This is a genomic window from Pantoea sp. RCC30.1, from assembly GCF_058148845.1.
This window is the reverse complement of sequence record NZ_JBXUHX010000001.1, coordinates 1-25,092: the sequence shown is the minus strand read 5'-3', so window position 1 is coordinate 25,092 and position 25,092 is coordinate 1. Positions and strand designations below refer to the sequence as shown.

Below are 25,092 nucleotides of genomic sequence, written 5' to 3'. Positions count from 1 at the left end.
CGCTCTTAAGTGACAACGTCACTCAAGATCTGCCCCGTTGCTGGCAATCACTTTCTTATACCACCAGAACGATTTCTTGCGCGTGCGCGCCAGCGTGCCGTTACCCAGGTCGTCGCGGTCAACATAGACGAAACCGTAGCGCTTGCTCATTTCACCGGTTGAGGCAGCAACCAGATCGATGCAGCCCCAGCTGGTGTAACCCATCACCGGCACGCCATCTTCAATGGCATCGCCCATGGCGCGGATGTGTTCACGCAGATAGCTGATGCGGTAATCGTCATTAATCTCGCCATTCGCATCGATCTCATCGCGCGCCCCCAGGCCATTCTCTACCAGGAACAGCGGCTTCTGGTAGCGGTCATACATCATATTCATGGTAATACGTAAGCCAAGCGGATCGATGCCCCAGCCCCACTCACTGCGCGGCACATGGGGATTGGTCAGGGATTTCACCACATTGGCGGCGCTACTGTTCTGCTCATTCATCTCCGCCGAGGCGCAGCGTGAGGCGTAGTAACTGAAAGAGACGAAATCGACGCTATTTTTCAGAATGTCTGCATCACCCTCAGCGATCTCAAGCGTCACCCCTTTTTCACGGAATACGCGGGCGGCGTAGGCCGGATAAGCGCCGCGCGCCTGCACATCAATAAAGAACAGGTTTTCGCGATCTTTCTCCAGCGCCGCCCAGACATCTTCCGGCTTGCTCGACCAGGGATAGAAGTTGCCACCTGCCAGCATGCAGCCGACCTGGTTAGCCGAATTCACCTCATGCGCGATTCGCGTGACCAGCGCGCTGGCAACCAGTTCATGATGGGCCGCCTGATACTTTACCTGCTCCTTGTTCTCTCCGGGCTCGAACACCAGGCCAGCACCGGAAAACGGGCTGTGCAGCAGGATATTGATTTCGTTGAAGGTCAGCCAGTATTTCACCAGCCCATCAAACGCCTCGAAGCAGCTGCGGGCATAACGGGCAAAAAAGTCGACCATTTTGCGATTGCGCCACGAGCCATATTCCGTGACCAGATGCATCGGCACATCAAAATGGCAGAGCGTCACCAGCGGTTCGATATTATATTTCCGGCACTCCTCAAAGACTGCGCGGTAAAAGGCGATGCCTTCCGGATTAGGCGTCAGTTCGTCGCCATTGGGATAGAGGCGGCTCCAGGCAATCGAGGTGCGAAATACGCTGAACCCCATTTCTGCCATCAGCGCGATATCCTCCGGATAGCGGTGATAGAAATCGATGGCCTCATGGCTGGGATAGAACTCATCGTCACGCAGGGTAAATCGCTTTTCCAGACCCAGTTTGACCGGCATACGGTGCGGGCCATGCGGGATCATATCGACGGTGGTTAAGCCCTTTCCGCCCTCGCGATAGCCGCCTTCACTCTGGTTGGCGGCCAGTGCGCCGCCCCATAAAAACCCTTGCGGAAACCTTGAATCAGACATGCAATCCTCTTTTCCGGGTCAGCGTGACCCTTTCCTTTAGTGGCTGTTTAATGGCTATTAATCGCGTTAGTGCGTTCGGTAACAGGCGCAGGTTGCGCGGCGGTTCCGGCTTCGGATTTCGTTTCAGTCTCTGTTTCAGGAATGTCTTCAAACCCTAACAACAGCGTCAGCACAAATGACAGCACCACCGACAACACCATGACCGCACCGACCCAGACAATACTCATGGGATTAGCAGGATCGAAAAACTGTACGCTGGTAAACAGGCCTGGAGAGGCCATTGAGTGGCTGGCCAGCCCGCCAATGCCCGCTACCGCGCCGCAGATAAAACCACTGATCAGACAGGCGATAAGCGGGCGTTTGAGGCGCACAGCAACACCATAAAGCGCCGGTTCTGAAATCCCGGCAATAATGGCGGAAGCTGCCGCCGCCAGCGCGGTCTGGCGCAGTTCACGGTTCTTGGTGCGGAACGCCACCGCCAGCGACGATCCACCCAGTGACAGGTTGGCACCAATTTCAGACGGCATCACCATGCCCTCTTTGCCGGTTTCGGCAATAGTCTGGATGATGGTCGGCGTAAACACCCGATGCATCCCGGTCATGACCAGCAGTGGCCAGATAGCGCCCATAATTGCGACGGACAGCCAGCCAAGATAGCCATGGACGGTATAAACCAGTGCGGAGATGCCGCTGCCGATCCAGATGCCAATCGGGCCAATCAGCACAATCGCAATAGGGGCAGCAATCAGCACGATCAGCATCGGTTTCAGGAAGTTTTTAGTAACGGCAGGGGTTATGCGATCTACGCCGTGCTCAATGTGCGACAGGATCCAGGTCATGACCAGCGCCGGAATTACCGTGTAGGTATATTTCACCGCCGTCACCGGGATGAAGCCGAACTCGACCGGCTGACCCTGAGCCGCTTTTGCCATCAGTTCAACAAAATTGGGATGGACCAGCACACCGGCAATGGCGATCGCCAGCGACATATTGGTTTTGAATTTGAGCGCCGCAGAGGCAGCTACCATGATCGGCAGGAAGAAGAATGCACCGTCGCCAATGACGTTAAGGATCACCAGCGTTGACGAGCCTTTTTCAAACACGCCCGCCATATCGAGGATCATCGCCAGCAGCTTAACCATTGACCCGCCAATAATGGCCGGAATCAGTGGTGACATGGTGCCCACCAGCGCATCCAGAATACCTGCGCCGATGCCTTTCAGGGTGATTTTGCGTTTCACCGGCGCGGTTGATGCAATGCCGCCGGGCGATCCCATTTCCAGCACCGCCTGATAAGCCTGTGACACGTTATTACCAATGATCACCTGGCACTGAGATTCGTTGTGCACCACGCCCATAACGCCTTTAATCGCTTTGAGGCGGGGAGTGTCGACCTTGGTTTCATCTTTCACCACAAACCGCAAACGGGTCATGCAGTGAGTGACGGCTTCGATATTGGTGAGGCCGCCTAGCGCATCGACAATGGCGCGTGACACCTCGGCATAGTTCATGGGCATGATCGCTCTTCTCTGTAGGGTAAATCGGTTAAAGTTTTTATGTTTTAGCGCCTGCAGGCAGGCAAATAGGAAACCGGTTTCACAAAATCATGAAGTGCTTTCAGTGCGCCGACAAGAGCTGAAATTAAACAGTTTTCTGTTTTGTGAAGTACGTCACCCGGCTGGTGCTGTTAACTTCGCACTCAGGCGGTGTAAATATTTCCAACTTTGAGAGGCTTAGGTAGACTGCAGGACGACGCAGCAAAGGAGCATCACGATGGCAACGATTCAGGAAGTGGCAAACAGGGCGGGCGTCTCAAAAGCGACAGTGTCACGCGTGCTCTCCGGCAATGGCTATGTCGGGCAGGAAAAGCGTGAAAGGGTGTTAAAGGCGATTGCGGAAACCGGATACCGGCCCAATCTGCTGGCGCGCAACCTGGCGACGAAAACCTCTCAGACCATTGGACTGGTTATCACCAACACGCTCTACAGCGGCAGCTACTTTACTGAATTAATGGCGCATTCTGCACGCATGATGGAGCAGCAGGGCCGCCAGCTAATTCTGGCGGACGGCAAACACACCGCTGAACAGGAAGAGGCGGCTATTCAGTTTCTGCTCGACCTGCGCTGTGACGGCATTATTATCTACCCGCGCTTCCTGAGCATTGACGCGCTGGATGCGATTATCTCCCGCCACAAACAGCCGATTCTGGTCATCAACCGGCGACTACGCGTCAATCACAGCTACTGTATTTACAGCGATCAGCACGCCAGCAGCACGATGGCGGTGAGTCATCTGCTGAACCAGGGACATCGTGATATCGCGTTTATCACCGGTTCGCTGGATTCCCCGACTGGCGTCGAGCGTCTTTCCGGCTATCACGCTGCGCTGGCCTCAAAGGGCCTGGTAGCTGACGATCGACGTATTGTGGCAGGGAAATGGACGGCGCAGAGCGGGATGGCTGCCGTGGACAGGCTTCTTGAACGCAACGTCCCCTTTACTGCGCTGGTGGCGAGTAATGATGAGATGGCGATTGGTGCCATCAAGCGCCTGACCGAGTGCAATATTGCGGTGCCCGCTCAGGTCTCGGTGATTGGCTTCGATGATATCCCGCTGGCACCCTATATCACGCCGTCGTTGTCCAGCATGAAGCTGCCGGTCCCGGAGATGATCGATGAGACGATTAACCGCCTGCTGACCATGCTGGATGGCGGTGACTGGCATACTCAGGCGCCTTTCACGGCCAGCCTGATGCTGCGCGATTCCGTCACCAAAGGACCGGGATTAACTTAATCCGCCGCGATCTGTATCACTTCAATCGTCTGTTCTCTGAGCTGAGCGACCGTTGCGGCATCCAGCGTCTCATCGGTAATCACATGGCCGACCTGATAACCGGATGAGAGCGGATAAGGGTGAATCTGACCAAATTTGGAGGCGTCGGTCAGGGCGTAGCTTTCAGCGCCTTTCGCCAGCACCGCATCCACGACATCACAGCGCAGCATATTACGGCCGGTAAAGCCGGTCTCCGGATGCCAGCCATCGACGCCAACAAAAGCCCGGTGAAAATGGACCTGCTGAATGGAGTAACGCGTCAGCGGGCCGACCACCGACTCACTGCTTTTCTGCAACAATCCCCCGAGCACGATCACTTCACAGGCGGCTTCCCGCAGAAGCTGGGCAATATAGTGGCTGACGGTAATCAGCGTGAGATCGGCTCGGTCAGCCAGCGCACGCGCCAGTAGCGCATTAGTACTGCCACCTTCGATGAACACCGATTCACCCGCCTGTACCAGGCTGGCCGCATGTCGCGCCAGCGCCTGCTTGATGGGATAACGCGTATTCATGCGGGTACCGACGTTGTCGCTATCCAGTGCCAGCGCCGAGCCGTGAACCCGGAGCAGCAGCCGGTCACGCTCCAGCAGCGTAAGATCCTGCCGCACCGTCACTTCGGAAACGCCGGTAAGCTGCGCCAGTTCACTGACCGTAACACTGCCACGGCTATTAACCAGTTGAATAATCTGATGATGTCGCGGATTCATAAGTGAGTTTTCATCGTTAAACAGCAGCAAATCAGCAGTGTATCAGGGATTATCCCGCGTCGGTGCAGAGCGCGAGGTTTTGCTTAGGCTAAATCGAGTGAGCGGCGTCCATTCAGGTTGAGATCTTCCGGCTTAAACCGTTGCTCCCACGTCGCTTCATAATCTTCCGGCGGGAAATCGCCCGGCGAACGTCCCTGTTCCAGTGCCTGCGCAACCCGCCGTGCATAGGTGCGGTTTTTGTCACACATTGGCGCGGCGGGGATATACATCACATTGCCCCAGCCCTGCTGATCCTCCACCGGAGCCACAGCGTGGATCACATCACAGTGCCACCATACCGAATCACCCGCCTCCAGGGCAGGTATTGAACAGAGTCCGGCAATCAGATGCGGATGCCACTGTTCATTGATGGGTAATACCCGACCCGGCGCGACGCCGCACAACTCATCTTCCGGCACATCTGACAGCAGCGGGCGCAATAGCACGTAAGCCATCGCCTGCGGCACCGGCACCACATGCAGCAGCCCCTGACCGGGGATCATATCGGAGAGCGCGGTCCATCCCTGAAACGTCCGGAATACGGAACATTTGGTGGTACCCGGCAGATCATACTCATCCACTTCGGTGCGGTGAGCCGCATCCCAGGGATCGTATGCAGCAAAATCGCCGTGAAACAGCTTACCGAAGACCTGCTGATAAGCGGGCAATAACCAGCGTTCCAGCGCGCCGGAATCGGTGTGGGCACCCAATCCCTTTGAGGTCGTGCCCGGCAAACGGCGACGGATGCGATCAGGGTAAATAACGCTGATATCCGGATCGAACCACTGCTTACCCTGTGATTCAAACGTCCACAACCGGTTTAGAAAGGATTGCGCATCAGCCATTGCCGCGCTCTGCCGCGCCAGCATTTGCGCCTGCGACCAGTAAATCGGGTAGATTTCCGGACGCGAGGCAGCGAGCGTGCCGAAAAAGTCATCGCCGGGACCGCGATAGTGTTCGTCAAACCGGTTGTGATCCAGATAGTCGAGCATCGACTTATCCCAGGCCAGCGCCTGATCACGGGCGAAATGCTGCTTAATCACCACACAGCCGCGACGTTTAATCAGCACCCGGGTTTCGTCCGAAACCTTTCCCTCTGAAATATCCTGCATCGGGACCACCGGCCAGGCGCTGCCGGTACGCTGTTCATCCGCTTTTGCCTCGGCAATTGCGTCAGTGATGTTGTCGCAGACCTCCCGGAACAGGGCATCGACATCACCAATTTGCTGGCGTAACTGACTTTTCATCGCGTGAATAGCGGCTTTGACATCGTCAGGCAACGGCGTAGATCGGGTTTCATCTCGCATCTCATGCTCCTCAATATTCGGGGTTGAGTTACGAATGTAATTAAAATAACCTTCATTCGTAATATGCGGCTGAGGTTAACATCCTTTTAATCGTAAAAACCGTGAGTGGTAACACAACTCAGGCACCGGAACGCTCTGAAATTCGTTAGCGAAGTCACTATTTGCATTCTCATTAATCCACACAGCGAGTAAGCTTTATGAATCAAATCAATCAGCCGAAAGGACAGAACGGCGAACGTATAGGGGCAGGCGAGATGGCGGTTAAGATGATTGCGGTGGATATGGATGGCACCTTTCTGGACGACAATAAGCAGTACAACGTTCAGCGGTTTTCACGTCAGTATGCGCTGCTGAAGCAGAAGGGCATCCGTTTTGTAGTGGCCAGTGGTAATCAGTATTACCAGCTACAGCGCTATTTTCCCGACATTAAAGATGAGATCGCTTTCGTGGCGGAAAATGGTGCCTGGGTCTCTGACTGCAACGAAGAGATCTTCTGCGGAGAGTTAGCGCAGGAGAAGGTGCATAAGATCCTCGACATCCTGGCGCATGAACCCGACATCGCGGTGGTTGTCTGTGGACGCAATGGTGCCTACATGCACTCATCCGCCTCTGACGAGATGATGGCGCAACTGGCAAACCATTATCATCGTCTGGAAAAACGCGATGACCTCTATGCTATCGACGATACCATTTTCAAATTTTCGCTGAAGCTGGAGCATGAAGGTGTGGATGCTCTGCTGCAAAGACTGCATGCCCGTCTGGGCGAGCTGGAACACATCATGCATCCGGTTTCCAGCGGCTTTGGCTTTATCGATCTGATTATTCCCGGCTGCCATAAAGCACACGGCATTGCGCTGTTACAGGAAAAATGGGGCATCAGCGACTGCGAAGTGCTGGCGATTGGTGACAGTGCTAATGACATTGAGATGCTGCGTCAGGCCTGCTTCAGTTTCTCGATGGCGAATGCTGCTGACGCGGTCGCCGCCGTGGCGCGCTATCAGACTCAGAGCAACAATGATGAAGGCGCGCTAAATGTGATTGCGCGCGTGCTGGCGCGCGAATTCCCGTTCGATTAAACCCTTTAACGTGCATCAGTGACGGTTTTACCCGTCACTCTTCTGATGGCTGCGCGCGTGATTTTCCATCTCATCCAGCGCAGCCTGATTCTCCAGACCCCACTGATACATCTGCTCGATCGGCTCTGCGAAGGTATGGCCGAGTGCCGTGAGGCTGTATTCCACTTTGGGCGGCACCACCTGCCAGACCTGACGTGACACCAGTCCGCGCTGCTCCAGCTCCCGCAGCGTCTGAATCAGCATCTTCTTTGAAATGCCCTGCAGGCTGCGTTCCAGTTCGCCCGTGCGTGCCCGATTTTGCGGCCAGTGATAGAGCGCATGCAGCACCATCGTGCTCCACTTGACCGAAAAAAGTTCCAGCAGACGGCGCGGCGGTGAGTCCGCATAAAAGCACAGTTTTCCTTCAACCCAGACCGGCATAGTCTCTCTTCCCGTTTCATGGTAACCAACAGGTAACTACTACCAAATGGGGGTCTGTGTGTCTATAGTGGGCCGCTTTCTTTAAGACCATCAGGTGAGAAGAGGCAACAGATGAAAATTAACGCGCTGGTAGCCGACCAGGCAGATCTACCCCTTAAGGCCGGTCAGGTGGAGTTACGTGACCTTCAGGCTGACGATGTCAAAATCGAAATCCTTTATTGTGGCGTCTGTCATTCCGACCTTCACATGGCGCGTAACGAATGGGGCGTCAGCCGCTACCCGCTGGTTCCGGGTCATGAGATTGTCGGACGTATTATCGCAGCAGGTGACAATGTCACTCGTTTTTCTGTCGGTGATACGGTGGGGGTTGGCGTAATGGTCGACTCCTGCCGTGAATGCCACTTCTGCAAGCAGCAGGAAGAGCAATATTGTGAGGCAGGCTTCACGCCGACCTACAACGGCACCGATAAATACACCGGCAATACGACGTTTGGCGGCTATGCGCAGCATGTCATCGCCGACCAGCATTTCGTGGTTACGGTGCCCGACAATCTGGCGCTGAATGCGGTGGCACCCTTACTGTGTGCCGGTGTGACCGTCTGGTCTCCGTTGCAGCACTTCAACGTTAAAGCAGGCGATCGGGTGGGTGTGGTCGGTCTGGGCGGGCTGGGTCATATGGCGGTTAAGCTGGCCAGCGCACTGGGCGCGGAAGTCACCCTGTTTACTACCTCTCCGGCAAAAGGGGCCGATGCGCGCCGTCTCGGCGCTAAACATGTGGTGGTCTCGCGAGACGCGGCACAAATGGCAGCCTGTCAGGCGTCGCTGGATATCATCCTGGACTGTGTTGCCGCGCCACACGACCTCGATCCCTATCTGAATGCGCTAAAAACCAACGGCCAGCTGGTGCTGGTGGGGATCCCCGATCAGCCACATCCGTCACCGAATGTCACCCCGATGGTATTTCGCCGCCTGAGCATCACTGGCACCTCGATTGGCAGTATTAAGGAGACACAGCAGATGCTCGACTTCTGTGGTCAGCACAACATCACGGCTGACGTGGAGATGATCACTGGTGAAGAGGTCGAAACGGCCTTTGAACGTATGCTGTCCAGCGACGTGAAATATCGTTTTGTCATCGATATGCAGAAAACCCACTGGTAAGTCACAGGCCCGCTGTAAAGGCGGGTCATTTTCCTCCTGGCCCCAGGCCGGAATCCGAAGATTGAAACGGGCGCATCATAGTTACAACATGCTGTTAGTTGATAGCGTAACTGCATGCCTGCATCAACCCCTGCACTCAATTAGCCTGCCAGCGAAACCCGGGCAAAAAAATACCCGGCTCGATGACCGGGTATTTCTATTGCTACCTGAAGCTGTCTGTTAATCCTGCTCTTTATCCGCGTTACTCTTGTCAGTTTCATCCTGCTCAACTAGATGAATAAAAGGCTTGAGCAGCTGAATATCGAGGATCACATACACCATGGTGCTGATGAACAGGGAGATCACACTGCCAAACACGCCGCTGGTTGTAAACGTCAGATAGTTATAAATCACCAGCCAGGTTACGCAGATAAACAGCGCGAGCGAAATGGACAGGTTAGGCACGGAGTAGTTACTGGTGCCGCCGCCCTGGGTGTGGGTCGCTTTAAACAGGTTGCCGATAGAGTACTTCTCCAGCACCAGAATGCTCTTTTCCCAGTTACGCTGTTTTCGCGCGCTGGCGCGCGTCAGGAATAGATAGAGAATAGAGATGAAGAAGCCGGAGAAGGCGATGAGCACCGGAATGGCTTCCAGCGCATAGGCGATACTTTTATGGGCCGTGCCGGCGGCGCTGAGATCAAGCGTCAGTGAGGCACCCAACGCCGCATACAGAAAGAGAAACAGCAGCAGAAAGGTGAGGCTACGTTTCCAGTCGCCATCGGCCTCCAATCCTTTTTGCTGAATAGCCAGCTGAAGCGATTGCTGAATTTGATGAGCCTGCGGTGAATCTGTTTCAATGGTGTGGCATGGCGCAGCAAAGAAGTTGTGCATAAACAGCTCATCTTCTTTGTGAATGGTGATTTTCATCAGGAACCTGTATTCGGGGAATTTTCTTTATTCTAATCAGCACGCGATGAATTAACAGTAACTTTGGCTTCGAACCGGCAACCTCGTACTGGCTTACCGGGATATCAGGCTCAACAGACTGCTTACTACTGAAACGATTGCAAAAGAGTGTGCGGCATTATCTTCTTCATGACGCATCTGCTGATAGCGCAGCATGGCGGCATCGGCATTATCGGCATGCACCTCGTCCCACACCTTCTCAAAGCCCATGGAAGTTAACGCGGCCTGCTGATCCTGCCGAACCACGTTAACGGCTTTGACTGTGTGATCCTTCTGAAACAGACAATAGTCTGGCATGGTTATTTCTCCGCAGGATTGTCCAGCGATTTAAACTGCTTAATGGCTTCATTGATATTATTGGTATCCACGGTCGCTATACAACGATCACCGTTGAAAACATCATAGTGGGTGTTATGCAGCTGAAACAGTAGATCTCTGCCGCGAAAGTGTATTCGTTTCTGTTTAACGCCTATCCCATGCCGCCGTAATAATGCCTGTGACAGGCGATCTGTCTCTTTTATCATTCCTTCAGCTCCTCGGCAGTACGTGGTCACTGCCAGTAAACCTGATGAACATTAGTTTTATATTAAGAGATAACCCTGTTTTTATCATGGGTTAAGCGGGAGTTTCAGAAGAATTACCGGGCGGCCTGGGCAACCGAAATCATCAGACCAACGGATTAATGCCATTCGCTGCGTTAACCGACCACAAATGCGGTACACTTGCCCGGATAACTCGCCACAGGACATGCCGCTATGAACGATAAAAAGATGATATCCATTGATCAGTTCAACGCTGATGAACGACTGGCCGTCGAGCAAACCTATAAGGGCCTGGCAGAGAAGTACCGTCAACGAACCGGTAAAGAGCCTGATAGTAAGAAAGAGAAAGAATTTAATAGTGAAGCGCGTCAGATCGTCATGACCAGTAAAATGGATAAAGAAAGAGCGCTGGCAGAGAAGGCGAAGAAAAAACCGCTGCGTAAAAAGAAACCTTCTTCACTGACCGCCAGCGAAGTCAGTGATTTCAACTGGTCGGCGTCAATCGTTAAAGGGCGTCGATAATCTTCATGTGCGCGCTGCCATTGCGCGCCATAACTCTCACTCAGCTATCATCGGCTGAGCCATGTGCGCATCCATAACCAAGGAAAGTAGTGGTTACGCAATAAGAATATTCTGCAAATAATTAACCCTGTTTCATCATTTGCCGATAAACTGCCATAACCTGTGGCAGCTTCAGTGTGCTTATGAATTATTACACTCCCGATGACGTTCAACTGAAGCGCCGCTCGAAGCGATTTGTGCGCCGCATGTTTATGATGCGCCAGCTAGGCACCTTTCTCTGTTTTCTGCCGATTCTGTCGGTTCTGATGGAGATGGGGAAAAGCCCGGAGCTCTGCGCGCTGCTGTTTACTAATGCCTTTGCGTGGCCTTATGCAGCCTACAGACTGGCATTACGATCGCGCGACCCCACAGGCTTTGAGCGCAAGAATCTGACACTGGATGCCGCTTTTGGTGGCTTCTGGATTGCCACTATGGCGCTCAGTCCACTTCCCTCAATTATTATCATGGCAGTTTTGATCTCCGACCGTTATTCAGCGGGTGGCTGGGTTCAGCTGAAGTCTGCGCTGCAGGCCTTTTTATTGGCCTTTATGCTGTTCTGGTTAGCGGAAAGAGCGCCCATATTGCTGACGTTCAGTACCCGCACCGTCTGGCTAACCTTGCCGCTTGCCAGCATATATCTGTTGGCACTCAGCGTGGTTTCACACAATCTGACCCTGACGCTGCGCAAAAAGAACAGCGAACTCGAACGCATCGCACTGATGGATCCCGGTCTGAAAATCCCCAATCGTCGTCTGTTTGAGCGGCGGCTTGAAAGTGAGTTTTTGCGGACGCAGCGAGGCGAGGGTAAAGCCTGGTTGATGCTGCTGGATGTCGACCACTTCAAGCAGGTTAACGACACCTTCGGGCATGAAGCGGGCGACTTTTTACTGGCAGAGATCTCGGCACTACTGCGTGACAGCGTCGGCCTTAAAGATATCCCTGCACGTTTTGGCGGTGACGAGTTGTGTGTGATTGTGCGGGATGCTGATGAAACCAGCATTCTGTTGCTGGCAGAGCAGATCAAACAGGGGATTGCTCTGCTGCGGCTTCCAGCGTCATCCACCTTTCAGTGTTCGGTAAGTATCGGAATTGCAGCGGCAAGTGATGCGGCGTCGATTCATGAGTGGCTGAGATGTGCCGATGAGGCGCTTTATCATGTCAAGCGCGCCGGACGCAACGATGTGCAGGTGTGGCATGCCGGTACGCTGGAAACGCTGAGTGAAGTCAGGGGCAGACAGAGAATTTAGCCTGAGACTGTAGCTCAGGCTCGATGTTTAAATCGCCGGATAGTCGCCAGTGCCTTCCGGCCACGGCGTCAGCAGATCAAAACCCTCTTGGGTGACGGCGATGGTGTGTTCCCATTGCGCCGAAAGCGAGCGATCTTTAGTAACCACCGTCCAGCCATCTGACAGCACGCTGGTTCCGGCTTTACCGGCGTTGATCATCGGTTCGATGGTGAAGATCATCCCTGCTTTCAGCGGCATCCCTTCACCCGGCGTGCCGTAATGCAGGACCTGCGGATCGGTATGATAAATCTCACCGACGCCGTGACCGCAATATTCACGTACCACCGAGAAGCCAGCGCCTTCCGCTACACGCTGAATAGCCGCGCCCACATCGCCCAGCGTCGCGCCAGGACGGACGGTTTTAATCCCTGCAACCATCGACTGATAGGTGATCTCAACCAGACGTTTGGCGCGTACCGACGGCGTGCCGACAAAATACATCCGGCTGGTATCGCCGTACCAGCCATCTTTGATGATCGCCACATCGATATTAACGATATCGCCATCCTTCAGTTTCTTGCTGGCCGGAATTCCGTGGCACACCACATGATTGACCGATGTGCAGGTCGTCCGGGTATAGCCGTGATAGCCGATGTTGGCGGGCGTCACCTTAAGCTCATTCACAATGAAGTCGTGGCAGATATCATCCAGCTCTTCGGTCGTAATGCCTGGACGGACGTGTGGTGTAATCATCGCCAGCACCTGAGCCGCAGCCTGTCCGGCTTCCCGCGCCATTTCAATCTCTGCGGCGGTATGAATTTTAACGGTGTTCATGACACGTCTCCTTGTGTAGTGAGGCTCTCTTTAGGGAGCATAGTGCGAATATCAGCGCTGCCTTCCAGTTCGAGCCGGATCAGCATCTGCGTCAGTTGATGTTGGGTTTGCTGCGGATAGAGTTCAGCCAGCATGCCCAGTTTCAGCCAGTGTTCTGCCTGTGCGTTGATGGAGCGGCTCATCGCCTGACTGGCGATGCGCAGATTCTCATGCATCAGGTCGGAGATTTTTACGATACCCATGCAAGCCCTATATAAAACGTATATGTTTTGTATATAGGATATCCATCGCAGAATGAGTTGCAAGGACAAATCTTCGCGGTCCTGAAAAAATCCCGAATTAGCCCGACAATCCATGCCTTTATCGTCGTGCTTCTGACGATGGACGTCTGACTAGCGGGGCAACGTGGTAAAACACATTCACGCAACGTATGCGGAGCCGTTAACGCTGACGCAGCTGGCAGGCGAAGCGGGCATGAGCGTCCCGACCTTTCATCTTCATTTCAAAGCGATTATCAGGATGCCGCCAATGCAGTATGTGAAATCGGTACGCCTGCATCAGGCGTGCATGCTGATGGTTCGCCAGCAGATGACCGCTGCCGCATCGGGCTACGCAGTGGGCTATGAAAGCCCATCGCAGTTTAATCGCGAGTTTAAACGTCTGTTTGGTCTGCCCCGGCTGAGGAGATAAAACGCATGCAGCGTTATTTTTCTGTTCCGCTCGTGCAGCAATCCCCGGTATTTGTATCATCGCATTAAGGGTTAATTGATATTCAAATCCGCTGGGGAAATTACTGAAGTGAAGAAAGGATGTCCGTTTTATGCCGGAAGCGGACGTCAGATCCAGTTAATACGATTAGCGCAATACTTTTGAGAAACAGACAGCTTCTATCCGGCCTATATAGGGGCCGTAATTCTCAATACGCATATAACCATTTTTCTTGTAGAAATTTACAGCCCGATAATTGACCTGTCGGGTTTCCAGACTGAGTTCGATATACCCCATCTCTTTTGCGGATTTCTCAAGAAAAGTGAGTAAAGCACTGCCAACCCCTGACACACTCCCGTCTGAAAACATTCTTTTAAGTTCGGCTATATTTTGCGTTAACGGCCGTATAGCACCGCATCCTATCGCTTTGCCTTGAGAGTTCTTTGCTAATACCCATAATGCTTTGTCACCACTCATGGCTTCAGCGGTGAAATTGCTTTTGCCGTTATCACCAGTAATTGCGGCAAGTTCTGTTGATAACAATTCAATCAGAAGTTGGGATTCTGAAGAAAAGGGATCTGATTTCTGTACTGTTATCATAGTCATGCCCTGCAGGATGATTGTGACCAACATAACGTATCATGCTCAGGAAAGCATCAGCTCAAAATGGGTGATTGAACAAAACTGTTTCCAGACTCTCCCCTGGGTGCCATGTCTGTGCCTCGCCATAGCAAAACTTATTGTGCTGACAGGTCCGCTTAGTGCCAGAAGCGGGTATTTCAAAGTCAGTGTGATAGGTTAAACGCTGCTATCACTTGCTTAAAACAGGACTCAAGAAGTGAACACTAACTGGCATAGTTCTTCACTAACACGCTATACAGTCGTTGATAAACATTACAAAAATACACAAAACGTTCGCCGTTTCATGATGGGTGAGTGCGGACCAGATTTCCGATTTGATCGCGATTTTATGGCCTGGATACGAAATGATGTACCAAAAAATCTTGGTGATGTAGTGGATGAGTGGAAGCGCAGACATTCACTCCAGAGCAGGAATATCCGCTCTATGCCAGAAGCGAAAGATGATGATGGAGCGGCTTAAGCGTCAACAATAAACGAAAAACTCTGGAGAATGCACTTTAATACTGTATATTTAAACAGTAACTCAATTTGAAAGGACATCTGAAATGAATGGCTTTGTCGACGGGATAAATTTAGAGGTCTGCGCAGATCCAGATGCGGAACAATTACTACCTATTGAAACAGGTCTGAACGATTTCAACGATTTAATGACAGGAATGAGTGATCGTCAGCCATTATCTGTATTAATAAAATCAAATAAAAATGGTGAAGTAATAGGCGGTATTCAAGGACGGTCTTCGTTAGGTCTGCTTTTTGTAGACCTTTTCTATCTTCCACCAGAGTTGCGGAAAATGGGTATTGGTACAGAAATCCTTTTCCGCTTTGAGGAGGAAGGCAGAAAAAGGGGCTGTACTGCAGCATTCTTATACACAATTAGCTTTCAGGCCCCTGATTTCTACCTAAAGCATGGTTGGGAAGAATTCGGCCGTATTGACTGCAAACCCGAAGGAACCAGCCGTATCTTCATGAAAAAAACTTTATAAAATATCCCTTTATCGCTCGTAGCGGAAACTAATCTGCGCTTCAGTTTGCTTTGAGCCAGAAGCGGACGTTGCTAGCATCGCAAGACGCCAATCTATAGCGAGCAGATGAAAGTGTGGAGTGACCCCACTTTTGATTCAAATAGAATGCTGTCAGTAATGTCCGAAGTTCGCTCAAAGCGGACTGACATGCTTCAACAGCTTACCACTGCTTTTACCAGGCTGGACGACGTTGCCTGAACTCGTTTCGGGTAACGTCGTCAGCAGGCAAGCCGCGCAGCGGTGCGACAGCAGAATTTAATAGTTACGATATACTAATGCGATCTAATAACAGGTGCAGGATTAGGCCGGCGAACCGGCCTGAGGCATTATCAGATGGCGCAATAAACACGCGCTTCACGTGGCGTGTAGATACCAAACGTCACCACGCTCAGTAAGCCATTAACAAACGTCTGCTGCACTTCAACCCGACTAACTTTTTCCTGGCCGCCGCACACCTGCGCCGCATCAATGCTCTTACGCTGACCGATACCTGAAACAAAGAACGGCTGGCTGGTGGTTTTCGTCGCCGCGCCAACTTGATTCTGTTTCATTACGAAAGTCTGCTGCGCACAGCCGGTTAAACTCAGAGCCAACAACGCCGCAACACAAAGCTTGTTCATAAATATCCTTATCGCCTTAAATGAAAAAATAAATGCTGAGTGAAATCATCACTCAGCCAGCAATCAGGTTATCGACAACGAAAGCGGAAACATGAGAAAGATTTTTGAGTACGCCTTAACGGATACGTTGTGCTGAATAGTACAGCAATAAAAAAAGCCCCTGCACCGCAGGGGCTTTTTATGTTTACCGCAGCGTTTCCGCTTAGCGAGTCAAATCGTCGATGAACTTTTTGACGCCATCGAGAAAGCTTTTTGAATGCGGACTGTTCTTCTCGCCCGCCGCACCACCAAAGCTCTATTCCAGTTCACGCCGCAGCGACTTATGCTTCTCGCTCATAGCGGACCCTGGCCTGCCGTCAGCCCGCTTTGTGCCAAAAGCGGACGTTAGCAAAGCTATCAGAATTTATATTTTGATGAACAGACTACAGGCGGCTTTGAAGCCTCCTGGGATTCAATAAATTTAAAAATTTCAATTATTGATGTTTTGCCGGGATGGTTTAATTCACTCAAATGATCTCCTTTTCCAGTAATTATCTATAAATCATGTTGTTATGCTATCTCAGCCATGGATGCGTAATAAGGATCGCGAGCACCCGCCCAAAGCAGAATTGGTGTCTTATAGGGGAATAAGCCTTCTTTTTTTCAGAGTACTTTCTTAATTCATTGAAAAAGCATCTTGCACTTTCTTCATCGTCTAGCGAAAGCCCAGAGGTAAGCTCTGGTGCTGTGCTTCTTGCATAAGACATAAACATATCAAAGCTAAGTTTGCCTTCAGGTGTTTCAGAAAGGCCATTCCTGAAATCCCATCCGCCTAAAACAACAGAGTTAAGCCGTTCTGAGTAGTGGTTCAGGAGGCCTAATTACTGACCGTAATAAGCATTCGCCCCATGCTTTCTGAGAAAGTGCTTGTCCAGCAAGGGCTGCTGCATCCGGGTGATATCGGGGGAAAGCTGACGGGAGAAAATACCCATATAGGCAATCTCTTCGAGTACCACCGCGTTGTGCACCGCGCTGTCGGCGTCTTTACCCCACGCAAACGGCCCGTGAGCGTTTACCAGTACGGCGGGAATGGCGGCCGGACTGATGCCCCGCGTGCGGAAGGTCTCAATAATCACTTCGCCTGTATTGTGTTCATAATCCTGAGCGATTTCGGCCTCGGTCATCAATCGGGTACAGGGGATCGTGCCGTAAAAGTAGTCGGCATGGGTGGTGCCCCAGGCAGGTATGTCCTGACCCGCCTGGGCCCAGATGGTCGCGTGGCGGGAGTGGGTATGCACAATACCGCCGATATTCTCAAAGGCGCGGTAGAGCGCCAGGTGAGTCGCGGTATCCGATGAAGGCTTTTTACTGCCTTCCACCACGCGACCGCTTTCCAGTTCCACGACCACGATGTCGTCCACCGTCATACCGTCATACTCTACGCCGGAGGGTTTGATGGCTATCAGCCCCTGCGCGCGATCAACAGCGCTGACGTTGCCCCAGGTAAAAGTCACCAGCTTATGCCGCGGCAGTGCAAGATTAGCTTCCAGCACCTGCTCTTTCATTGTGGCCAAACTCATATTAAACCTCCTTCCTGCATTTTCTGTTCAATCCAGCGCCGGGCAAGCACGATCTCGGCAACGGGTTCTTCGGCTTTCTCAGTCCACATTTCAATCAGGAACGACCCACGATAGTTCAGCGCTTTGAGCGTGCGGAATACGCCGACAAAGTCCACGCAGCCCTGACCAAAAGGCACATCACGAAACTGTCCGGGTGAGCTTGCGGTCACGGGTTGCGTATCTTTCAGATGAATAGCGGCGATGCGGTCAATGCCCAAAGTCAGCTCAGCGGTCACATCGTTGCCCCAGGCGCTGAGATTGCCGACATCCGGATACACGGAAAACCACGGCGAAGCCTGCTGCTGCTCCCAGACCTTCCACTTGCTGATAGCGTTCATAAACTCGGTGTCCATGATCTCAACCGCCAGCATCACCTGAGCTGCGGCGGCACGCTGCACCGCGCGTGATAGCCCTTCGGCAAAGCGCGCAACGGTGCTTTCGTCGTGGGGTTCGTAATAGACGTCATAACCCGCAAGCTGAATCGTGCGGATCCCGACATCCTTTGCCAACTGGATAGCCCGATCGATCAGGTCGTCCGCGCGCTGGCGAATGGCCGGATCGTGACTGCCAAAGGGGAAGCGGCGGTGTCCCGACAGGCACATAGAGGGAATGGTGACGCCGGTTTCAATCGTGGCATTCACCAGCGACATTCGTTGCTCTTTGCTCCAGTTCAGGCGCTCCAGCCGCGCGTCGGTTTCATCCACCGACATTTCCACAAAATCAAAACCACAGGCTTTTGCCAGTGCCAGTCGTTCTGGCCAGGTGAGGTTAGCGGGCAGGGCTTTCTCGTAAATACCTAACGGATGCTGGTGTTTCATACGGTTCCCCAAAGGCTGGCAATGGCCTGATGGAATTCTGCGGCGCGTTGTATGCCGCTGGCGGGATCGCTGAGGGCGCGTCCGGCGATAAACGCCTTAACGTCAACGTCTTTAAATTGTGAAAGGTCCTGAGGCGTAATCCCGCCGGTGATGGAGAGTGCGAAACCTATATCTGACAAGGCTTTCATGGTGTCCAGGTCGTGCTGATTCCACTGCTGCCCGCTGGCCTGGGCATCCCGGCCACGATGATAAATGGCCTGTTTCAGCCCCAGTTTCCGCCATTTCCGCGCATCCTCCAGCGTCCAGTTGCCAAACAGTTCGATCTGAATATCGCCCTGGTGCTGCTGAGCGACTTCCAGCGCGCTGGCAAAGGTCGCCAGCGGAGCGGCACAGATGACCGTCATCCAGCTTGCGCCCGCGGTAAAGGCCATGTCGGCCAGCGTGCCGCCGGCATCCGCCACTTTATAGTCAGCGACCAGTGTTTTTTCCGGATGTTGCTGGCGCAGACGGCGCACGGCTTCCACTCCGCAGCTCAGACACAGCAGGGTACCGGCTTCGATGATATCCACATGCGGGTGGAGCTGTTGGGCGGTACTCAGCGCCGCATTCAGCTCGGTATGATCCAGCGCCAGCTGGAGTAAGGGCAGGCTCATAAAGTGACTCCTTGTGCGTCACTCAGGACGCGGATCAGATGCTGATAACGCTGATACTTCTGCTGATAACGGGCATGTCTTGAGCTGTCTGGCTGCCAGGACACGATATCCGGCGCAAGAGCCTGCTGCGCCTGTTGCAGCGAGGCGTAAGCGCCGGTTCCGGTAAGTGCGACCAGTGCCGCACCCAGACAGCCGCTTTCGCTGATCTGTGGCACTTCTACCGTCAGGCCGCTTGCGTCGGCAAACATCTGCATCCAGGGGGCAGAGCGCGTGGGGCCGCCGCTCAGGCGCAGGGCGGTGACCTGAGGAAAACGTTGCAGAATACGGTTCAGATGCGTCAGGTGCGAAAACACCACACCTTCGTAGATGGCCTGCACCAGATGGGCGCGGGTATGGCCAGCCTGCAGGCCAAAGAAGCTGCCGTGCAGATCGGCTCCGGCATTGGTACCGTATAAAAAAGGCAGAAACAGCAGCGCGGTGCTGGCGGGTTCCAGATCCGTGACCCACTTATTTAACAGGCTATAGTCGCTGATGCCCCACTGCTCACAGAACCATTCCAGGTTGGCCGCCGAGGTCGGGCTGGCTTCATGGATCAGGTACTGACCCTCTATGGCATAGCGGCCATAAACGTAGGGATAGTCTGCTTCATCGCTGATGCAGTCGGTAATGCCGCTGGTCACCGACCAGGTGCCCATTACCGCGTTCAGGCGTGTTGCGTCATTCAGGCCCGCACACAGGGCAGTGGACATCACGTCAAACAGACCGCCAACCACCGGGGTTCCGGGCAGCAAACCACATGCGGCGGCAGCCTGTGAGGTCACATAGCCGGCAATCTGCGTTGAGCCGATAATCGGGGGCAGGGCAGGAACGATTTCGCTGATATCCAGCATCTCAGCCAGCGCGGGCGACCAGTCGGCAGCCTGCATGTCGTAGAGATTGGATTCGGAGATATTGGTTTCTTCACAGGCCAGTTCACCGGTCAGGCAGAAACGCAGATAGTCATGGGCCATCAGCACGCTGCCAATGGCGGCATAGCGTTGTGGCTGATGCAGCTTAAGCCAGCGCAGGAGTGAAACCGGATGACCGGTCCATAACGTCTGTCGGGTCAGCGGGTAAAGCTGCTGCGGCATGCCTTCCCGCTGCCATTGCTGAACCAGACTCAGGGCGCGACGATCAGAGGATAAGATGCCATTCCCCAGCGGGTTACGATCTTTATCCAGCAGGAACAGCCCTTTACCCTGAGCAGAGATGCCTAATCCTGCGACATCGGCGGCATCCTGACTGCTGCTGGTCAGTACCTCGCGAATGACCGCTGCCGCCTGCTGCCAGAGCAGCGTCATATCACGTTCGGCATAGCCCGGCTCTGGCACCCGTACCGCCAGGTTTTGCCGCGCAACGGCAAGCTCACGGCCCTGCATATCGTACAAACCCGCTTTGATAAAGGTGCCGCCGCAATCCAGTCCCAGCCAGCGTTTCATATGGCCTCCCGTTTCGCAGAGTCGCAACGGGCAGGCAGCGTCATTGCCAGCAGCGCAGCTAACGCCAGCGAAATGGCAAGGCTGTAAACTCCGGCATCTTTGCTGTAGAACGCAATCAGCATGCCGACCATATAAGGCCCGCAGAAGCCGCCCAGGTTGCCAAGGGCGTTGATCAGGCCGCGCGCTCCGCCCGCAACTTCGGCATTGAACAGGCGCGGCGGTATACTCCAGAACACGCCCGCGGCAGACTGAATAAAGACGCCACAGCCCACCAGCGCCGCGTATGACCACCAGATATGCGCTTTTAGCAACACGGACAACGCCATGCATAATGCAAAGCCAGCCAGCGGCAGCGCCACAAACAACTTGCGTCGTCCTGTCGCATCCGACAAAACCGAAAACAGAAACATGCCGAAGATCGCGCCGACGTAGGGGAGAATGGCCAGCATACCGACCTGTTCGACGTTGCCGTGCGTCAGCTCTTTCAGGATGGTCGGCAACCACAGGGTGTAGCCGTAAATGCCAGTCTGGTAAAAGAAATTCACCATAATCAGCCGCCACATCACGGGCTCGCGCATGACCCGCAGCAGAGAGGCATTACGCACGTTCTGCCCTTTGATCATCAGCTGCTCGTTATGCAGCGTGGTGATTAAGTACTGCTTTTCAGCGGGAGAGATCCACGTCGCTTCCTGCGGTCGGTTACTGATGGTGAAATGCCACAGGGCCATGACCACCAGCGATAATGCACCTTCCACATAAAACAGCATGCGCCAGTCCCAGTGGGTGATGATCCAGCCGGAGAGCGGCGCGGTAATGATCCCGGCGATCGGCACAAACATAATCACAATGGCATTGGCACGACCGCGCTCGGCATCCGGGAACCAGTTGCCAATCATCGTCAGCACCACCGGCAGCATGCCGCCTTCAGCGATCCCCAATGCGAAACGCAACGCCAGCAGCTGGTACTGACTGGTGGCCATACCGGTGAGCATCGAGATGATCGCCCAGGCCAGCAGTGACCAGCCGATAAAACGTTTCCCGTTGCCATACACGGCCAGCTTGCCGCCCGGCACCTGCAGGAAAAGGTAACCAATAAAGAAAATGCCGCCTGCCAGTCCGGCCATGGAGGCGCTGATACCCAGTTCGGCATCCATTCCGCCGGGCATGGCAAAGGCAATATTGACCCGGTCCATATAAGAAATGATGCAGGTGATGAGGATGGGGGGAATGATCCGTAACCAGCGCAGGGCAGGGATCTTCTCACGATTAACGGCGGTCGATGTCAGACTCATGGCATCCTCCTTGCCTAAACCAGATCGCGGGTGGGGATCTTAATCACCACTTTGCGAATCGGCCCCGGCGTTCCCACCGCGCAATTCGGGCGGTGAATATCCTGCGGAAAAAACACGGCAAAGGTGCCCGGCAGCATACGCACCAGGGTTTCTTCCGGCGCGTGCTGGTAGAAGATGATGTCGCGCTCGCTGTCGTAAGGCTGATGCACCGGTAAATCCAGGGGCTGCGTGGCAACGCCGATAACTTCTTCTCCTGCCACCAGATACTGCACATCAATATGCAGGCGATGCGCTTCCGGGTAGTTCTCTTCTTGCAGGGCGGTGTGCAGATCAAGTACCTGCATGATCCAGCCCGTTTCGCTGTCCTGATAGCGCCCCGCAGCCAGTGTGGTCAGGTCAGGGCGAATGAGACAGGCGAGCGCCCGTGCAATCGCCGGGGGATAGTGGTGCGGGTCAGTGTTCGCAATATGTCCGGTAATCATCATTTTCCCCTTACAGCGCCTGAATCCGCGCCCAGATGCTTTCATCCACCGGAATGCCAAGGCGCTGGTTTTCAGCCCGCAGCGGTGGAAACTTATCGCCGGGCAGGCGAATGGCCTGCTCGCTGTCGGCACGTTCAGCGTTGATCACGGATGCACGGATGCGGTCGAGTTTGTGCTGGCGGGTTTCACCATCAATCAGCTTGTCTACATCAATCGCGATAAAGATCTGCGAGATGCCAAATTCATCGCCGTTGTCGTGGGTGACTTCGGTAACGGAGGCACCGTTGGAGAGGAGGGTGGCCAGCATGTCCAGCACCACCGAGAGCGCGGAGCCTTTCCAGTAACCCATGGGTAAGATGCGGCGGTTTTGCTCAAGAGTGGCCGGATCGCGGGTGTAATTGCCTTCGTCATCAAACCCGCCGTCGACCGGCAGGCTTTTACCGGCCAGACGATTCACTTCCAGCATGCCGTAGGAGAACATCGACATTGACATATCCACCATGGTAATCGGCTCGCCCGGCACGGCGATAATCAGCGGGTTCGTCCCGATAGCCCCGCTTTTCGCACCCCAGGGCGGCATGACGGCAATAGAGTTTGTCCAGCAAATGCCCACAAACCCTTTTTCTGCCGCCTGCCAGCCGTAACTGCCGCCGCGCATCCAGTGATTGGCATTACGCAACGCCACCAGACCGATACCGTGCTCAGATGCCACGGCCATGGCGCGATCCATCATGCTATGCGCGGTGATATTGCCGATGGCACGCTGCGCATCCCACTGCTCGATCGCGCCCAGCGACAGGACCTTTTGCGCATCAGCATCAGGAACGATATGGCCCGCGTCCAGTTGCTGAATAAAACGCGGGAAGCGGTTAACTCCGTGGGAATAGACGCCGTTGAGACTGGTTTCGGTAAACATGCGCGCGCAGGCTTCGGCTTTATCCTGGGGCACGTTGCGACTCGTGAGTACGCGGAGAAACTCCTCATACAACTGCTGATAGCTGATTCTCATAGGACTGATACTCCCGGCGTTGCCGCTAATTTCATAATGTGGAATGTCATTTCAACTAAATGCTATGGGGAAAAACAGAACCAGTCAAAGAAATGACCTGAAAATTATTTCATACAAAACAGGTAGTTATATTTATTGCTGGCTTTTGTGATCTCAGGCTTTTTTGCCGGATTTTACCCGCAGGAAACCCGTCAGCTCCCGATGAGCTGACATGTGTGATACTTCGTCCCGTTCTGCCTGCCCGGTCGCTTTAGCGCAGGATTACCCGGTAGAGTGAGGTATTGGCGGTGATATAAAGTTCATTATTATCGGGTCCGCCAAGGGTGCAGTTGGATACCGTCTCGGGGATCGGGATTTTGCCTTTACGCGCCCCGTGGGCGTCGAAAATAATGACGCCGTCAGCGCAGCTACAGTAAATGTCACCGTTGGTATCCACACAAAATCCGTCAGGAAAGCCCGGCGTGACATCGGCAAAAAATTGCCCGGGTGACAGTTCCTGTCCTTCTACCCTGTAAACCCGGAGCTGATGGCGTCCCAGCGTCGGAAAGTCCACCACCGACATATCGGCCACATAAAGCAGGCTTTCATCGGGCGAGAATGCCAGTCCGTTAGGACGTTGCAGATCGCTGGCCGCAATGCTGAGCTGCCCGCTACTGGGGTCATAGCAGTAGAGATAGCAGCCAATCACCTGGCTGGGCGCCAGATAGCCTTCGTGATCATTAACGATTCCGTAAGGCGGATCGGTAAACCAGATGGTGCCATCAGAACGGATCGCCAGATCGTTGGGCGAGTTAAAGCGTTTGCCCTCGACTTTATCGATCAGCACGCTGACCGAGCCGTCTGCTTCGGTCCGGCTGATTGCCCGACGACCATGTTCGCAACTGACGACACGTCCCTGGCTATCACGGGCATTGCCGTTGGCATAGTTAGCGTGATGACGCCAGATGCTAAGCTCACCGTTACGCTGCCAGCAGTACATGCGGTTGCCTTTTACATCGCTGAATACCACCGCATCATACTGCGGGAGCCAGACCGGGCCTTCAGCCCAGATGGCAGGGGAACACAGTTTTTCTACCTGCATGCTGCTGGCCTCCGTTACTTCACGCCCCAGATAGTTTTGTAATGCGCCTGATAACCGTTTGCAGGATCGTAATTATTCTGCGGTCCGCCATCCTGGCTGATATTTTCCTGGGTAATCAAATGCGCGGGCGTCACATAGCCTGAGGATGGCTGACCGGCGAAGGCGCGGTTAAACTCATCCAGTAGCTGCCAGCCGTGCAGTTTCAACGGTTCAGCCACGGTAGCGACCTGGCTTTCCCCATTGCGAATGCGCTGGAAGGCTGAGATTGAGCCGTCACCTGCGGAGATATTGTAAGGTGCGTTTTTGCCGCCTTTGCCTGCGGTTTTCAGCGCTGGTGCCATAAAATCGAAATAGAGATCGTTAATGGCCAGCGAATACTGCCAGCGGTCGCCGTACTTCTGTAACAGGCTGAAGGTCAGTGACGGCATACGGTTAGAGGTATCGGCCAGCGGTGTATCAATAAAATCGATGACCTTACACTCGCTGCATTTCTCAATTTCCTGCTTCATGGCATTAGCTTTATCCAGCGCGATTTTATACAGCGAGTCGGTAAAGATAATGACCTGGGCTTTGCCGCCTGATTTCACCACGGC

At 53.8% G+C, this 25,092-nt stretch carries 28 protein-coding genes and 2 pseudogenes; 8 read left to right on the top strand and 22 right to left on the bottom strand.

What is annotated here, in order from left to right; all coding sequences use genetic code 11:
- Nucleotides 1-18: 18 nt before the first annotated feature.
- Nucleotides 19-1,449: a 6-phospho-beta-glucosidase gene (locus AC2LB6_RS00150; protein WP_490091898.1), complete on the bottom strand. Its 1,431-nt coding sequence runs from the start codon at nt 1,447-1,449 to the stop codon at nt 19-21.
- A gap of 47 nt (nt 1,450-1,496) precedes the next feature.
- Entirely contained in the window at nt 1,497-2,966 is a 1,470-nt protein-coding gene (ascF, locus tag AC2LB6_RS00145) for a PTS cellobiose/arbutin/salicin transporter subunit IIBC (protein ID WP_490091897.1), read from the bottom strand.
- A gap of 256 nt (nt 2,967-3,222) precedes the next feature.
- On the opposite strand from ascF, the gene AC2LB6_RS00140 reads away from it, so the two are divergent.
- The gene (locus tag AC2LB6_RS00140) at nt 3,223-4,239 is read left to right on the top strand and encodes a LacI family DNA-binding transcriptional regulator (RefSeq protein ID WP_490091896.1); all 1,017 of its coding nucleotides are present in this window, start codon (nt 3,223-3,225) and stop codon (nt 4,237-4,239) included.
- Here the strand turns inward: AC2LB6_RS00140 and AC2LB6_RS00135 are convergent.
- Together AC2LB6_RS00135 and AC2LB6_RS00130 are read right to left on the bottom strand one after the other, a co-directional pair.
- Complete coding sequence (locus AC2LB6_RS00135; protein ID WP_490091895.1) at nt 4,236-4,985, bottom strand: DeoR family transcriptional regulator; 750 nt, start codon at nt 4,983-4,985, stop codon at nt 4,236-4,238. The genes AC2LB6_RS00140 and AC2LB6_RS00135 overlap by 4 nt on opposite strands.
- An 83-nt stretch (nt 4,986-5,068) precedes the next feature.
- Nucleotides 5,069-6,331 carry a DUF1479 domain-containing protein gene (locus AC2LB6_RS00130; RefSeq protein WP_490091894.1) on the bottom strand — a complete coding sequence of 421 codons (1,263 nt, stop codon included), beginning with the start codon at nt 6,329-6,331 and terminating at the stop codon, nt 5,069-5,071.
- 254 nt (nt 6,332-6,585) lie between these two features.
- On the opposite strand from AC2LB6_RS00130, the gene AC2LB6_RS00125 reads away from it, so the two are divergent.
- Complete coding sequence (locus AC2LB6_RS00125) at nt 6,586-7,407, top strand: Cof-type HAD-IIB family hydrolase (protein WP_490092286.1); 822 nt, start codon at nt 6,586-6,588, stop codon at nt 7,405-7,407.
- A 27-nt stretch (nt 7,408-7,434) separates the two neighbouring features.
- Here AC2LB6_RS00125 and AC2LB6_RS00120 read toward each other — a convergent pair whose 3' ends face one another.
- Nucleotides 7,435-7,827, bottom strand: coding sequence for a winged helix-turn-helix transcriptional regulator (locus AC2LB6_RS00120; RefSeq protein ID WP_490091893.1), 393 nt, complete (start codon nt 7,825-7,827; stop codon nt 7,435-7,437).
- A 111-nt stretch (nt 7,828-7,938) separates the two neighbouring features.
- Here AC2LB6_RS00120 and AC2LB6_RS00115 point away from each other — a divergent pair, with 111 nt between their 5' ends.
- Nucleotides 7,939-8,988 (top strand): NAD(P)-dependent alcohol dehydrogenase, encoded by a 1,050-nt coding sequence (locus AC2LB6_RS00115; RefSeq protein WP_490091892.1) that lies wholly within the window; start codon nt 7,939-7,941, stop codon nt 8,986-8,988.
- A 219-nt stretch (nt 8,989-9,207) separates the two neighbouring features.
- Here AC2LB6_RS00115 and AC2LB6_RS00110 read toward each other — a convergent pair whose 3' ends face one another.
- The 3 genes from AC2LB6_RS00110 to AC2LB6_RS00100 all read right to left on the bottom strand — a co-directional run bounded on the left by AC2LB6_RS00110 (nt 9,208) and on the right by AC2LB6_RS00100 (nt 10,457).
- Entirely contained in the window at nt 9,208-9,894 is a 687-nt protein-coding gene (locus AC2LB6_RS00110; RefSeq protein WP_490091891.1) for a RipA family octameric membrane protein, read from the bottom strand.
- A 93-nt stretch (nt 9,895-9,987) separates the two neighbouring features.
- Nucleotides 9,988-10,230 (bottom strand): hypothetical protein, encoded by a 243-nt coding sequence (locus tag AC2LB6_RS00105; RefSeq protein WP_490091890.1) that lies wholly within the window; start codon nt 10,228-10,230, stop codon nt 9,988-9,990.
- A gap of 2 nt (nt 10,231-10,232) precedes the next feature.
- Nucleotides 10,233-10,457, bottom strand: a complete 225-nt coding sequence (locus tag AC2LB6_RS00100) for a hypothetical protein (protein WP_490091889.1) — start codon at nt 10,455-10,457, stop codon at nt 10,233-10,235.
- A gap of 231 nt (nt 10,458-10,688) precedes the next feature.
- On the opposite strand from AC2LB6_RS00100, the gene AC2LB6_RS00095 reads away from it, so the two are divergent.
- Entirely contained in the window at nt 10,689-10,997 is a 309-nt protein-coding gene (locus AC2LB6_RS00095; protein ID WP_090965154.1) for a hypothetical protein, read from the top strand.
- A gap of 182 nt (nt 10,998-11,179) precedes the next feature.
- Nucleotides 11,180-12,283: a diguanylate cyclase gene (locus AC2LB6_RS00090; RefSeq protein ID WP_490091888.1), complete on the top strand. Its 1,104-nt coding sequence runs from the start codon at nt 11,180-11,182 to the stop codon at nt 12,281-12,283.
- Nucleotides 12,284-12,310: 27 nt separating this feature from the next.
- Here the strand turns inward: AC2LB6_RS00090 and map are convergent, their stop codons facing one another.
- Entirely contained in the window at nt 12,311-13,096 is a 786-nt protein-coding gene (map, locus tag AC2LB6_RS00085; protein ID WP_490091887.1) for a type I methionyl aminopeptidase, read from the bottom strand.
- On the bottom strand, nt 13,093-13,338 hold the full coding sequence (locus AC2LB6_RS00080) for a ParD-like family protein (RefSeq protein ID WP_490091886.1): 246 nt from the start codon (nt 13,336-13,338) through the stop codon (nt 13,093-13,095). Before AC2LB6_RS00080 ends, map begins: the two co-directional genes overlap by 4 nt.
- Before the next feature lie 157 nt (nt 13,339-13,495).
- On the opposite strand from AC2LB6_RS00080, the pseudogene AC2LB6_RS00075 reads away from it, so the two are divergent.
- Nucleotides 13,496-13,854: pseudogene (locus AC2LB6_RS00075) on the top strand (helix-turn-helix transcriptional regulator); the annotation flags it as partial.
- 97 nt (nt 13,855-13,951) lie between these two features.
- On the opposite strand, the gene AC2LB6_RS00070 reads toward AC2LB6_RS00075, so the two are convergent.
- Nucleotides 13,952-14,437 (bottom strand): GNAT family N-acetyltransferase, encoded by a 486-nt coding sequence (locus AC2LB6_RS00070; protein WP_490091885.1) that lies wholly within the window; start codon nt 14,435-14,437, stop codon nt 13,952-13,954.
- A 205-nt stretch (nt 14,438-14,642) separates the two neighbouring features.
- Between AC2LB6_RS00070 and AC2LB6_RS00065 the strand changes: the two genes are divergently transcribed.
- Both AC2LB6_RS00065 and AC2LB6_RS00060 read left to right on the top strand, forming a co-directional pair.
- Nucleotides 14,643-14,906, top strand: coding sequence for a DUF6434 domain-containing protein (locus AC2LB6_RS00065; RefSeq protein ID WP_490091884.1), 264 nt, complete (start codon nt 14,643-14,645; stop codon nt 14,904-14,906).
- A gap of 85 nt (nt 14,907-14,991) precedes the next feature.
- On the top strand, nt 14,992-15,429 hold the full coding sequence (locus AC2LB6_RS00060) for a GNAT family N-acetyltransferase (protein WP_490091883.1): 438 nt from the start codon (nt 14,992-14,994) through the stop codon (nt 15,427-15,429).
- Between the two features lie 368 nt (nt 15,430-15,797).
- Here AC2LB6_RS00060 and AC2LB6_RS00055 read toward each other — a convergent pair whose 3' ends face one another.
- The 11 genes and pseudogenes from AC2LB6_RS00055 to AC2LB6_RS00005 all read right to left on the bottom strand — a co-directional run.
- Nucleotides 15,798-16,088, bottom strand: a complete 291-nt coding sequence (locus AC2LB6_RS00055) for a Bor family protein (protein ID WP_009089453.1) — start codon at nt 16,086-16,088, stop codon at nt 15,798-15,800.
- A gap of 202 nt (nt 16,089-16,290) precedes the next feature.
- Nucleotides 16,291-16,425 (bottom strand): annotated as a pseudogene (locus tag AC2LB6_RS00050) (molecular chaperone DnaJ); the annotation flags it as partial.
- A gap of 523 nt (nt 16,426-16,948) precedes the next feature.
- Nucleotides 16,949-17,647 (bottom strand): L-ribulose-5-phosphate 4-epimerase, encoded by a 699-nt coding sequence (araD, locus tag AC2LB6_RS00045; RefSeq protein ID WP_490091882.1) that lies wholly within the window; start codon nt 17,645-17,647, stop codon nt 16,949-16,951.
- Nucleotides 17,644-18,504: an L-ribulose-5-phosphate 3-epimerase gene (locus tag AC2LB6_RS00040; protein WP_090965173.1), complete on the bottom strand. Its 861-nt coding sequence runs from the start codon at nt 18,502-18,504 to the stop codon at nt 17,644-17,646. Before AC2LB6_RS00040 ends, araD begins: the two co-directional genes overlap by 4 nt.
- Entirely contained in the window at nt 18,501-19,157 is a 657-nt protein-coding gene (gene ulaD, locus AC2LB6_RS00035) for a 3-keto-L-gulonate-6-phosphate decarboxylase UlaD (RefSeq protein ID WP_490091881.1), read from the bottom strand. The genes AC2LB6_RS00040 and ulaD overlap by 4 nt, the downstream gene beginning before the upstream one ends.
- Complete coding sequence (locus AC2LB6_RS00030) at nt 19,154-20,635, bottom strand: FGGY-family carbohydrate kinase (RefSeq protein WP_490091880.1); 1,482 nt, start codon at nt 20,633-20,635, stop codon at nt 19,154-19,156. The genes ulaD and AC2LB6_RS00030 overlap by 4 nt, the downstream gene beginning before the upstream one ends.
- Nucleotides 20,632-21,927, bottom strand: a complete 1,296-nt coding sequence (locus tag AC2LB6_RS00025) for an MFS transporter (RefSeq protein WP_490091879.1) — start codon at nt 21,925-21,927, stop codon at nt 20,632-20,634. The genes AC2LB6_RS00030 and AC2LB6_RS00025 overlap by 4 nt, the downstream gene beginning before the upstream one ends.
- A gap of 14 nt (nt 21,928-21,941) precedes the next feature.
- Nucleotides 21,942-22,409, bottom strand: coding sequence for a NanQ anomerase/TabA/YiaL family protein (locus AC2LB6_RS00020; RefSeq protein WP_490092285.1), 468 nt, complete (start codon nt 22,407-22,409; stop codon nt 21,942-21,944).
- Between the two features lie 10 nt (nt 22,410-22,419).
- The gene (yiaK, locus tag AC2LB6_RS00015; RefSeq protein ID WP_490091878.1) at nt 22,420-23,418 is read right to left on the bottom strand and encodes a 3-dehydro-L-gulonate 2-dehydrogenase; all 999 of its coding nucleotides are present in this window, start codon (nt 23,416-23,418) and stop codon (nt 22,420-22,422) included.
- A 250-nt stretch (nt 23,419-23,668) separates the two neighbouring features.
- Nucleotides 23,669-24,499, bottom strand: a complete 831-nt coding sequence (locus AC2LB6_RS00010) for an SMP-30/gluconolactonase/LRE family protein (RefSeq protein ID WP_490091877.1) — start codon at nt 24,497-24,499, stop codon at nt 23,669-23,671.
- Between the two features lie 14 nt (nt 24,500-24,513).
- Nucleotides 24,514-25,092: type 1 periplasmic-binding domain-containing protein (locus AC2LB6_RS00005; RefSeq protein WP_490091876.1), on the bottom strand; the 579-nt coding region annotated here is incomplete at its 5' end.

Excerpts from the sequence above, each read along its gene's own strand:
- AC2LB6_RS00150 (WP_490091898.1), bottom strand. The coding sequence starts at position 1,449 with ATGTCTGATTCAAGGTTTCCGCAAGGGTTTTTATGGGGCGGCGCACTG.
- ascF (WP_490091897.1), bottom strand. The coding sequence starts at position 2,966 with ATGCCCATGAACTATGCCGAGGTGTCACGCGCCATTGTCGATGCGCTA.
- AC2LB6_RS00140 (WP_490091896.1), top strand. The coding sequence starts at position 3,223 with ATGGCAACGATTCAGGAAGTGGCAAACAGGGCGGGCGTCTCAAAAGCG.
- AC2LB6_RS00135 (WP_490091895.1), bottom strand. The coding sequence starts at position 4,985 with ATGAATCCGCGACATCATCAGATTATTCAACTGGTTAATAGCCGTGGC.
- AC2LB6_RS00130 (WP_490091894.1), bottom strand. The coding sequence starts at position 6,331 with ATGCGAGATGAAACCCGATCTACGCCGTTGCCTGACGATGTCAAAGCC.
- AC2LB6_RS00125 (WP_490092286.1), top strand. The coding sequence starts at position 6,586 with ATGGCGGTTAAGATGATTGCGGTGGATATGGATGGCACCTTTCTGGAC.
- AC2LB6_RS00120 (WP_490091893.1), bottom strand. The coding sequence starts at position 7,827 with ATGCCGGTCTGGGTTGAAGGAAAACTGTGCTTTTATGCGGACTCACCG.
- AC2LB6_RS00115 (WP_490091892.1), top strand. The coding sequence starts at position 7,939 with ATGAAAATTAACGCGCTGGTAGCCGACCAGGCAGATCTACCCCTTAAG.
- AC2LB6_RS00110 (WP_490091891.1), bottom strand. The coding sequence starts at position 9,894 with ATGAAAATCACCATTCACAAAGAAGATGAGCTGTTTATGCACAACTTC.
- AC2LB6_RS00105 (WP_490091890.1), bottom strand. The coding sequence starts at position 10,230 with ATGCCAGACTATTGTCTGTTTCAGAAGGATCACACAGTCAAAGCCGTT.
- AC2LB6_RS00100 (WP_490091889.1), bottom strand. The coding sequence starts at position 10,457 with ATGATAAAAGAGACAGATCGCCTGTCACAGGCATTATTACGGCGGCAT.
- AC2LB6_RS00095 (WP_090965154.1), top strand. The coding sequence starts at position 10,689 with ATGAACGATAAAAAGATGATATCCATTGATCAGTTCAACGCTGATGAA.
- AC2LB6_RS00090 (WP_490091888.1), top strand. The coding sequence starts at position 11,180 with ATGAATTATTACACTCCCGATGACGTTCAACTGAAGCGCCGCTCGAAG.
- map (WP_490091887.1), bottom strand. The coding sequence starts at position 13,096 with ATGAACACCGTTAAAATTCATACCGCCGCAGAGATTGAAATGGCGCGG.
- AC2LB6_RS00080 (WP_490091886.1), bottom strand. The coding sequence starts at position 13,338 with ATGGGTATCGTAAAAATCTCCGACCTGATGCATGAGAATCTGCGCATC.
- AC2LB6_RS00070 (WP_490091885.1), bottom strand. The coding sequence starts at position 14,437 with ATGTTGGTCACAATCATCCTGCAGGGCATGACTATGATAACAGTACAG.
- AC2LB6_RS00060 (WP_490091883.1), top strand. The coding sequence starts at position 14,992 with ATGAATGGCTTTGTCGACGGGATAAATTTAGAGGTCTGCGCAGATCCA.
- AC2LB6_RS00055 (WP_009089453.1), bottom strand. The coding sequence starts at position 16,088 with ATGAACAAGCTTTGTGTTGCGGCGTTGTTGGCTCTGAGTTTAACCGGC.
- araD (WP_490091882.1), bottom strand. The coding sequence starts at position 17,647 with ATGAGTTTGGCCACAATGAAAGAGCAGGTGCTGGAAGCTAATCTTGCA.
- AC2LB6_RS00040 (WP_090965173.1), bottom strand. The coding sequence starts at position 18,504 with ATGAAACACCAGCATCCGTTAGGTATTTACGAGAAAGCCCTGCCCGCT.
- ulaD (WP_490091881.1), bottom strand. The coding sequence starts at position 19,157 with ATGAGCCTGCCCTTACTCCAGCTGGCGCTGGATCATACCGAGCTGAAT.
- AC2LB6_RS00030 (WP_490091880.1), bottom strand. The coding sequence starts at position 20,635 with ATGAAACGCTGGCTGGGACTGGATTGCGGCGGCACCTTTATCAAAGCG.
- AC2LB6_RS00025 (WP_490091879.1), bottom strand. The coding sequence starts at position 21,927 with ATGAGTCTGACATCGACCGCCGTTAATCGTGAGAAGATCCCTGCCCTG.
- AC2LB6_RS00020 (WP_490092285.1), bottom strand. The coding sequence starts at position 22,409 with ATGATTACCGGACATATTGCGAACACTGACCCGCACCACTATCCCCCG.
- yiaK (WP_490091878.1), bottom strand. The coding sequence starts at position 23,418 with ATGAGAATCAGCTATCAGCAGTTGTATGAGGAGTTTCTCCGCGTACTC.
- AC2LB6_RS00010 (WP_490091877.1), bottom strand. The coding sequence starts at position 24,499 with ATGCAGGTAGAAAAACTGTGTTCCCCTGCCATCTGGGCTGAAGGCCCG.